Genomic DNA, 7063 nt, shown 5'->3' with positions numbered 1-7063 from the left:
CCTCCCGTCCGTCCCGGTGCCGCTTGACGGTAGTCGGGCTGCGGTCCTAGTATTGATATGTCGACCGGGTGTTCTCGGTCGGAAGTGATCCCCGGATGTCCTGCAGCCAGCGCGGGCCCGGGGATTTGCGCTGTCCGGAGACACGCTGCGGGGCTCCCGTCGTGATCAGGCCACCATCACCGGCGGCGGGAGCTGTCCAGAGCCGTCACCGTGCGCACCACACGCAATGTCAGCGAGGGCGAGTAGCGGCTCGTCCGAAGGAAGCACATGTGACCAGCGCAGTCGGCACCCGATGCCTCGATCGCGCAGCGTGGTGAACATGGAGCGGTCGTCACGGTCCCTCGCAGGGCCGCGAGACTCGAGCACGAGCGTTCCGACGCCACGTTGCTCGAGTTCCCACACCAGACGTTCCAGGCATCGTCGGCGACGCCGCTCCGCTCGTGCGACCGCGCCGTCGTAGCGGACGATCACCACCTCGAGCGCGTGCCGCAGGAGGTCGAGCCACGAGATGCGCTGCGCGGGAAGGCCTTCGTACCAGTGCAACTTCCGCATGCGCCGGGGGGTGTTCCGCCGTACGGCGGACCTTGCATCGTCGGTTCCTGCATCCGTCACGACGACGGCGGCGAGCACGTAGACCGTGTGATCGAGTCCGCCGCCGGGCTCGGACTCGTCGACGTACGCCGTGTGCATGGCGACAGTATATTGTGTTCCGGTTGCTTCGCCGATGAAACGGTTGCGCTGCGGGCCCAGGCGCGCCAGGTTGAGCACGACGAAAGGATCCTCCCCGTGGACACGATGGTCTTCATCAACCTGCCCGTCGCCGACCTCGAGCGCTCGAAGACGTTCTACGAGGCCCTCGGCTACTCGATCAACCCCGACTTCACCGACGAGACCGCGGCCTGCGTGGTGGTGAGCGACACGATCTCCGTGATGATCCTCACGCACGCGAAGTTCGCCGAGTTCACGGACAAGACGATCGCGGACACGGGGACGATCGAGGTCATCAACTCGCTCAGCGCCGAGTCGAAGGACGCGGTGCACCGCGTGGTCGACGCGGCGGTCATGGCCGGTGGCACCGAGGACCGGCCGGAGATGGACCTCGGCTTCATGTACCAGCGCAGCTTCCTCGACCCCGACGGGCACCGCTGGGAACACGTGTGGATGGACCCGCAGGCGACGCAGGACGGACCACCGTCCGCATGACCGCGGTGTCGGCGGCGCGCGCCAGGATGGAAGCATGAGCACCGAGCCCGTCCCAGCGCCGCCGTCCGACCTCGTCGTGGGCGACGACGGCCTGGCCCGTCCGGTCTGGGCATCGGCGGACGAGCTGCTCCGCACGTACTACGACACCGAGTGGGGCATGCCGGTGCGCGACGAGCGCGGGGTGTTCGAACGGCTGTCGCTCGAGGCGTTCCAGTCCGGGCTGTCCTGGCGCACGATCCTCGCGAAGCGCCCCGCGTTCCGTGCGGCGTTCGCGGACTTCGACGCCGACACGGTCGCCGGCTTCGGCGAAGCGGACGTCGCCCGACTCATGGCCGACGCCGGCATCGTCCGGAACCGGGCGAAGATCCTCGCGACGATCACCAACGCGAACGCCACGATCGCACTGCGCGAGGACGGTGGCCTGTCGGACTTCGTGTGGTCGTTCCGACCGGCGACGACGCCCGAGCCCGTCACGTACGCCGACGTCCCGACGAAGTCGGACGAGTCCCTCGCGCTGTCGAAGGCCCTCCGGAAGCGGGGTTTCGCGTTCGTCGGGCCCACCACGATGTACGCGCTGATGGAAGCACTGGGCATCGTCGACACGCACCTCGTCGGCAGCCACCGCCGCGGGACCTCCGGCGTCTGGAGCTGACTCCGGCGGCGCCGACGGTGCAGGGCTAGGGTCGCGACATGAGCTCCGAGAACCCGCGAGTCCGCCCCGTCCACCCGGTCGAGGCCGAGGTGGTGGAAGTGCCCCTCGACGCCGAGGTCCCGGCGCCCGAGCCCTCCGACGACCCCGATGCCGTCACCCCGGCGCACGATCCCGCCAAGATCCGGATCGCGTTCCTGCTGTTCCCCGGCCTGACGCAGCTCGACCTGACCGGTCCCGCCCAGGTGCTGTCCCGTGTCCCCGGCGCCCGCGTCGAGTACGTCGCCGCGACGCTCGACCCGGTGCCGAGCGACTGCGGGCTCGCACTCGTCCCGACGACGACCATCGCGGACGCCGGGCCGGCCGACGTGCTCGTCGTCCCCGGTGGCGACGGCGCATTCGACGCGATGCTCGACCCCACGGTGATCGGGTTCGTCCGGCGCGAGGCCGAGAGCGCCACCTGGGTGACCTCGGTGTGCACCGGTGCCTTCGTCGTCGGCGCGGCCGGGTTGCTCGCGGGCAAGCGCGCGACGACGCACTGGGCGTCGAAGCCGATGCTTGCCGCGTTCGGTGCGCAGCCGGTCGACGACCGCATCGTCGACGACGGCGCCGTCGTCACCGCAGCGGGGGTGAGCGCCGGCATCGACATGGCGCTCTGGCTCGCTGCCGAACTGGCCGGGCAGCCCGCCGCCGAGGCGATCCAGCTGCAGATCGAGTACGACCCGCAGCCGCCGTTCGACGCCGGCTCAGCAACGCGCGCGGACACCCGGGTCGTGACCGAGGCGCGGACCGCAGCGGAAGCGGCACGCGGTGACCGGGTGACGCAGGCTGCTGCGGCCGTGATGCGCTGACTCAGTCGAGCGGGAGCTGCATCTGCGTCGCGGTGACGCCGTAGCCTAGCCGCTGGTAGAGGTCCTGCGCGCCGGTGTTGTACCCGAACACGTTCAGACCGATGGACCGGGCGCCGTTCGCGCGGGCGACCTCGTGCCCCTGCTCGAGCGCTCGGCGGGCGTGCCCCCGGCGTCGGTACGGTTCGTCGATCTCGACGTCGAACACCCACCAGTCGGTGCTGCCCGGTGCGAACGGGCCGATCCAGAGGTACCCGACCACCGCGTCGGCATCGTCGAGGACGTCCCAGACGAAGTGCTCGGGGAGCGGAGCACCGTCCGGGAACCACTTGTCGAGGGACTGCTGCTTGTTCGCCTCGGCGCGCTCGCGCGTCTCACCCGCCGTGATGCGGGACTCGACGTACTCCGCCATCGTCTGGTCGAGCCACGCCGGCAGACGTTCGGACGGCATCGGGACGAGGCGCGTCTCGGTCACCGGTTCCCCTTCGATCCGCGCTTCGGCTTGCCCTTCATGCCACGCTGCACGCGCCCGCGACCCGTCGAGTTCTTGCCGCCACCGCTCTTGCCGCCGGTGCCCTTGGTGGCGCCGCGCTTCGCGACCGTCTTCGCGTTCGACGGCGAGGCCTTGCCGCCGCCCTTCGCCGGACGGGACCCGCCCTTCGTGTCGGGAGTCGCGCCTCCTGGCTGGTCCTGCTCACCACGCGAACTGTTCGCGGTGCGCCCGCGGACCACGCCGATGAACTCCTCCGTCGTCTCGGAGGCGTCCTCGGAACGCCAGGCGAGGACGATGCGGGTGCCGGGCGAGCCGACGAGCGTGCGGCTGACGAGCTCCTTGCGGCTCGCGGCACGGAAGAGGGACTGGGGGAGGACAGCCACGCCGACGTTCGCCTCGACGAGGTCGAGGGCTGCGTCGACGTCGGCGGGGACGGGACCGGCGTCGACGACGTGCACGTCCGTCGTCGCGAGGTCGACCTCGTCGAGGTCGGCGAGCGCGGAGTCCTTCGGCATCGCGACCACGGCGGTCTCGGTCCAGAGCGGGATGGCGTTGTGCACGTCCGAGACGGGGACCCGGGCGAACACCATGTCGGCCTCGCCGGCGAGTGCGTCGTCGACCTCGTCGGCTCCGACCGGGCGGAGTCGGAGTTCGATCGTGGGGAAGCGTTCGCGCCAGACGCGGGCCCACTTGGCGGGGGACACCCCCGGCACGAAGGCGATGGTGAGTGCCGCGGTCATGCAACCGAGCATAGGGGCCGTACCCTTGTGTCCATGGCGCAGGAACAGACCATGAAGCCCGAGACGGCCGCGAAGAAGCTCGGCATCCTGCTGGCGGCCGCCCCGGAGACCTTCCGTGACGCGCCGATCAGCCGGACCGCGTTCGACGAACTCCGCACCGAGCCGCCGACCTGGCTCGAGGACCTCCGTCGCGACGGACCGCACCCGCGACCCGTCGTGGCGCAGAAGCTCGGTGTGTCGATCTCGGGGCTGACCCGTGCGGGCATCGACGAACCGCTCACCACGGCGGAGATCAAGACGCTGCTCGAGCAGAAGCCCGAGTGGCTCGTCCGCGAGCGCGCGACCCAGGCCGCGGTGCACGCCGAGAACGCCCGTGTGAAGCAGGAGCGCGCCGCGAAGGCCGCTGCCCGCGCCGAGGACTGACCCCGCCCCGCACCACCCCGCCGCCCGAGGACACCGCGTGCACGAGACCGTCGCCGACGCCATGCTCGTCGTGCCGCAGTTCGCGTCGGTGTGCTGCATCGTGGGGGACCGGTACCGGCCTCGTCCGGGTGTGATCGTCCCCGCAGCGGTGATGCTCGTCGCCATGCTCCTGCCGGTCGTGCACGCCGGAGCGGAGTGGACGATCCTGGCCGCCACCGTGCTCCTGCTCCTCGCGCCGCTGCCGGTGATGCGTCGGCGCCGTGCCGACGGCCGCCGCGCGGAGCCGATGGACGTCCACCGGGCGCTGTCCGCCGTCGTGATGTCCGGGATGCTCCTGATGGGGCACACGACGGGCGTCGCCGACGGACACGCCGGGCACGGCATCGCCCTGACCGCGGTGCTCGGCGCCGGCGTGATCGGCTACGCCGCGTTCAGCGGCTGGTTGCTCCGCTACGAGTGGGCGCGAGAAGACCGGCGGGCCGTCCGGAGCGGCGAGGTCTTCGCGATGACGGTCGCCGTCGTCGGCATGACGCTCGCGATGTAGGTCAGGCCTCGACGATCCGGTCCTTCGCCTCGTGGATCGTGTCGGTCGGGACCGGCGGCACGCCGCGGCGGATGCCCCGGACTCCGACGACCGCGAGGACCGCGGTCACGACGCCGAACACGACCAGCGTGATCCCGGTCGCGGCCCAGAGCGGGAGGACGAGCGCGAGCAGCGCCACCACGAACCCGGCGAGCAGGACGAGGGTCGTCAGCGCGAAGGCGGCCGCGGCACCGGTGAGCACGAGACCCGTCCTCGCCCCCTCGACCCGGTCGCCGATCTCGCGTCGCGCCGAAGCGACCTCGTCCCGGACGGCGCGGAGCACCGGCTCGAGCGCCTTCTGCACGAGTCCGGCGGTGACGGTGTCCCGGAGGGACGGCTTACCGGTCGTGCCGTCGTGGTGGTCGGTGCCCATGGTGTCTCCTGTTCCTCGGGCGCGGTGGTCCGCGCTCACCAGGGTGACGCGTCCGAGAAGCGGGGCGTCACCGGTGCGGAGCGGGTTCCCAGGATCCGCGGCGATGAGCAGGTTCCGTCCGGCGTGTGACCGTTCTGGTTCGCGGATCCCGGGGATCGCGAACCAGAACGGTCACGCACCGGGAAGAACACGGATCTCCTGGCCGTGCGGGGCGTCGACGGACCGCGGTAGCGTCGAGCCGTGTCCGATCGCCACGACCGTCGCCCCGACCCAGCGCCGCGCCTCGACGAGATCGACGAGCGGATCCTCTGGACCCTCGCCGCCGACGCCCGGATCCCGAACAACCGGCTGGCTGCTGCGGTCGGCATCGCTCCGTCGACGTGCCTGACGCGCGTCCGGGCGCTCGAGGACGCCGGGGTCATCCGCGGCTACCGGGCCGACGTGGACGTCGCGCGGCTCGGCTTCGCGATCGAGGCGATGGTGTCGGTCCGGGTGCACGCCGCCGCACGCCACGAACTCCGCGACTTCGCGAAGCGCCTGCTCCGGGTGCCGGTCGTGCAGGACGTGTCGTTCCTGGCGGGCGACAAGGACTTCCTCGTGCACATCGCGTGCACGTCCACCGAGCAGCTCCGCGACTTCGTCGCCGACGAGCTCAGCGGTGACCCCTCGGTCGCGACGACGCAGACGAACATCGTGTTCGAGCGACTCGTCGCCGACCGGGCCCAGCAGGCGCGGTCGTTCGACGAGCTCCGGCGCTGGCGGGCCTGACCAGCGCCCGTCAGCGCGTGCGCGTCATCGGGAGGTGCGGGATCCCGTCCTCGCTGAAGTCGTCACCCGAGCGCACGAAACCGAACCGCGCGTACCACTGCTCGAGGTGCGCCTGCGCGTCGATGGCGATGCGCGGGGAGCGTGCCTCGGCGATCGCGGCCTCCATCAGCCTCGACGACAGCCCCTGCCCCCGTGCAGCCGTGGCGGTGGCGACACGGCCGATGCGCTCGGTGCCGTCGTCCTCGCGGAGGAGCCGGAGCGTCGCGTCGACCGAACCCTGTCCGGCCCAGAACTGCAGCGTCCCGGGTTCGAGGTCCCGACCGTCGATGTCCGGGTAGGCAGCTGCTTGCTCGACGACGAACACGTCCTGCCGGAGTCGCAGGATCTCGTGCAGGGTGACGACGTCCAGGTTGCGCGTCGGGGCGTTGAAGATCGAGACCAAGACCGGCCTTTCCTGACGATTTCTTCCGAAACAGGGTGCGTTCCGGGACGGAGCGGCGTACATTGCCGGTCAACCACTCTACGTGCGCAGCCGAGACCAGGAGGTGAGCGCATGGATCAGACGTTGCGCGCACCCTGGCGCGCGATGATCCGCTACGTCGTGTTCGGCGTCGGTGTCGCTGCGGCCCTCGTGCTGCTCTCGTTGGTGCTCGGCGCTCGTCCGGCATCGGCGGCAGAGCCGTCCGCGGCCACGGCCCAGCAGACGCAGCCGGCACAGCAGCGCGGCCTGGTCGGCGGGGTCGTCGGCGGCCTCGGCAGCACGGTCCAGGGCGTCGCCAGCGGGGTCGGGAACGTCGTCGAAGGTGTCGTCGACCCGGTGCGGAAGGCCGTCGCTCCCGTGGTCCCGGCAGCACCGACCCCGGCAGCACCTGCCCCGGTGGCGCCGGCCCCGGCGGCAGCGCCTGTCCCGGTGGCGCCGGTCCCGGCAGCACCCACCTCCGCCCACTCGCAGCCCGCGCCCGCGGCGCCGGCGCACACGCAGC

At 71.5% G+C, this 7063-nt stretch carries 12 protein-coding genes; 7 read left to right on the top strand and 5 right to left on the bottom strand.

Annotated elements, in window-relative coordinates:
* Window positions 1-165: 165 nt before the first annotated feature.
* Window positions 166-690, bottom strand: a complete 525-nt coding sequence (locus Q7F20_RS17070; protein WP_305741261.1) for a hypothetical protein — start codon at window positions 688-690, stop codon at window positions 166-168.
* Between the two features lie 105 nt (window positions 691-795).
* On the opposite strand from Q7F20_RS17070, the gene Q7F20_RS17065 reads away from it, so the two are divergent.
* The 3 genes from Q7F20_RS17065 to Q7F20_RS17055 are packed head-to-tail and all read left to right on the top strand — an operon-like array spanning window position 796 to window position 2703.
* Window positions 796-1203, top strand: coding sequence for a VOC family protein (locus tag Q7F20_RS17065; protein ID WP_370871725.1), 408 nt, complete (start codon window positions 796-798; stop codon window positions 1201-1203).
* 34 nt (window positions 1204-1237) lie between these two features.
* Window positions 1238-1855, top strand: coding sequence for a DNA-3-methyladenine glycosylase I (locus tag Q7F20_RS17060; protein WP_305741259.1), 618 nt, complete (start codon window positions 1238-1240; stop codon window positions 1853-1855).
* Window positions 1856-1893: 38 nt separating this feature from the next.
* A complete protein-coding gene (locus tag Q7F20_RS17055) occupies window positions 1894-2703 on the top strand; it encodes a DJ-1/PfpI family protein (protein ID WP_305741258.1) in 810 nt (269 codons plus the stop codon).
* 1 nt (window position 2704) lies between these two features.
* Here Q7F20_RS17055 and Q7F20_RS17050 read toward each other — a convergent pair whose 3' ends face one another.
* Both Q7F20_RS17050 and Q7F20_RS17045 read right to left on the bottom strand, forming a co-directional pair.
* A complete protein-coding gene (locus tag Q7F20_RS17050) occupies window positions 2705-3175 on the bottom strand; it encodes a GNAT family N-acetyltransferase (RefSeq protein ID WP_305741257.1) in 471 nt (156 codons plus the stop codon).
* Window positions 3172-3933: a LysR family transcriptional regulator substrate-binding protein gene (locus tag Q7F20_RS17045; RefSeq protein WP_305741256.1), complete on the bottom strand. Its 762-nt coding sequence runs from the start codon at window positions 3931-3933 to the stop codon at window positions 3172-3174. Before Q7F20_RS17045 ends, Q7F20_RS17050 begins: the two co-directional genes overlap by 4 nt.
* A 33-nt stretch (window positions 3934-3966) precedes the next feature.
* Between Q7F20_RS17045 and Q7F20_RS17040 the strand changes: the two genes are divergently transcribed.
* Together Q7F20_RS17040 and Q7F20_RS17035 are read left to right on the top strand one after the other, a co-directional pair.
* Complete coding sequence (locus Q7F20_RS17040; RefSeq protein WP_305741255.1) at window positions 3967-4356, top strand: DUF5997 family protein; 390 nt, start codon at window positions 3967-3969, stop codon at window positions 4354-4356.
* A gap of 37 nt (window positions 4357-4393) precedes the next feature.
* Window positions 4394-4900 carry a hypothetical protein gene (locus Q7F20_RS17035; RefSeq protein ID WP_305741254.1) on the top strand — a complete coding sequence of 169 codons (507 nt, stop codon included), beginning with the start codon at window positions 4394-4396 and terminating at the stop codon, window positions 4898-4900.
* A 1-nt stretch (window position 4901) separates the two neighbouring features.
* Here the strand turns inward: Q7F20_RS17035 and Q7F20_RS17030 are convergent, their stop codons facing one another.
* On the bottom strand, window positions 4902-5312 hold the full coding sequence (locus Q7F20_RS17030) for a phage holin family protein (protein WP_305741253.1): 411 nt from the start codon (window positions 5310-5312) through the stop codon (window positions 4902-4904).
* A 240-nt stretch (window positions 5313-5552) separates the two neighbouring features.
* Here Q7F20_RS17030 and Q7F20_RS17025 point away from each other — a divergent pair, with 240 nt between their 5' ends.
* The gene (locus Q7F20_RS17025; protein WP_305741252.1) at window positions 5553-6080 is read left to right on the top strand and encodes an Lrp/AsnC family transcriptional regulator; all 528 of its coding nucleotides are present in this window, start codon (window positions 5553-5555) and stop codon (window positions 6078-6080) included.
* A 10-nt stretch (window positions 6081-6090) separates the two neighbouring features.
* Here the strand turns inward: Q7F20_RS17025 and Q7F20_RS17020 are convergent, their stop codons facing one another.
* Window positions 6091-6522 (bottom strand): GNAT family N-acetyltransferase, encoded by a 432-nt coding sequence (locus Q7F20_RS17020; protein ID WP_305741251.1) that lies wholly within the window; start codon window positions 6520-6522, stop codon window positions 6091-6093.
* Window positions 6523-6633: 111 nt separating this feature from the next.
* On the opposite strand from Q7F20_RS17020, the gene Q7F20_RS17015 reads away from it, so the two are divergent.
* Window positions 6634-7063 (top strand): hypothetical protein (locus Q7F20_RS17015; protein WP_305741250.1); only part of this gene is annotated, 430 nt, incomplete at its 3' end.

The organism is Curtobacterium sp. A7_M15 (assembly GCF_030705415.1).
Taxonomy (GTDB): Bacteria; Actinomycetota; Actinomycetes; order Actinomycetales; family Microbacteriaceae; genus Curtobacterium.
The sequence above is the reverse complement of the archived record's forward strand: the minus strand, read 5'-3'. Positions and strand labels throughout refer to the sequence as shown.

What these genes read in the sequence shown, in the direction of transcription:
- Q7F20_RS17070 (WP_305741261.1), bottom strand. Translation starts at nt 690, where the DNA reads ATGCACACGGCGTACGTCGACGAGTCCGAGCCCGGCGGCGGACTCGAT.
- Q7F20_RS17065 (WP_370871725.1), top strand. Translation starts at nt 796, where the DNA reads ATGGTCTTCATCAACCTGCCCGTCGCCGACCTCGAGCGCTCGAAGACG.
- Q7F20_RS17060 (WP_305741259.1), top strand. Translation starts at nt 1,238, where the DNA reads ATGAGCACCGAGCCCGTCCCAGCGCCGCCGTCCGACCTCGTCGTGGGC.
- Q7F20_RS17055 (WP_305741258.1), top strand. Translation starts at nt 1,894, where the DNA reads ATGAGCTCCGAGAACCCGCGAGTCCGCCCCGTCCACCCGGTCGAGGCC.
- Q7F20_RS17045 (WP_305741256.1), bottom strand. Translation starts at nt 3,933, where the DNA reads ATGACCGCGGCACTCACCATCGCCTTCGTGCCGGGGGTGTCCCCCGCC.
- Q7F20_RS17040 (WP_305741255.1), top strand. Translation starts at nt 3,967, where the DNA reads ATGGCGCAGGAACAGACCATGAAGCCCGAGACGGCCGCGAAGAAGCTC.
- Q7F20_RS17030 (WP_305741253.1), bottom strand. Translation starts at nt 5,312, where the DNA reads ATGGGCACCGACCACCACGACGGCACGACCGGTAAGCCGTCCCTCCGG.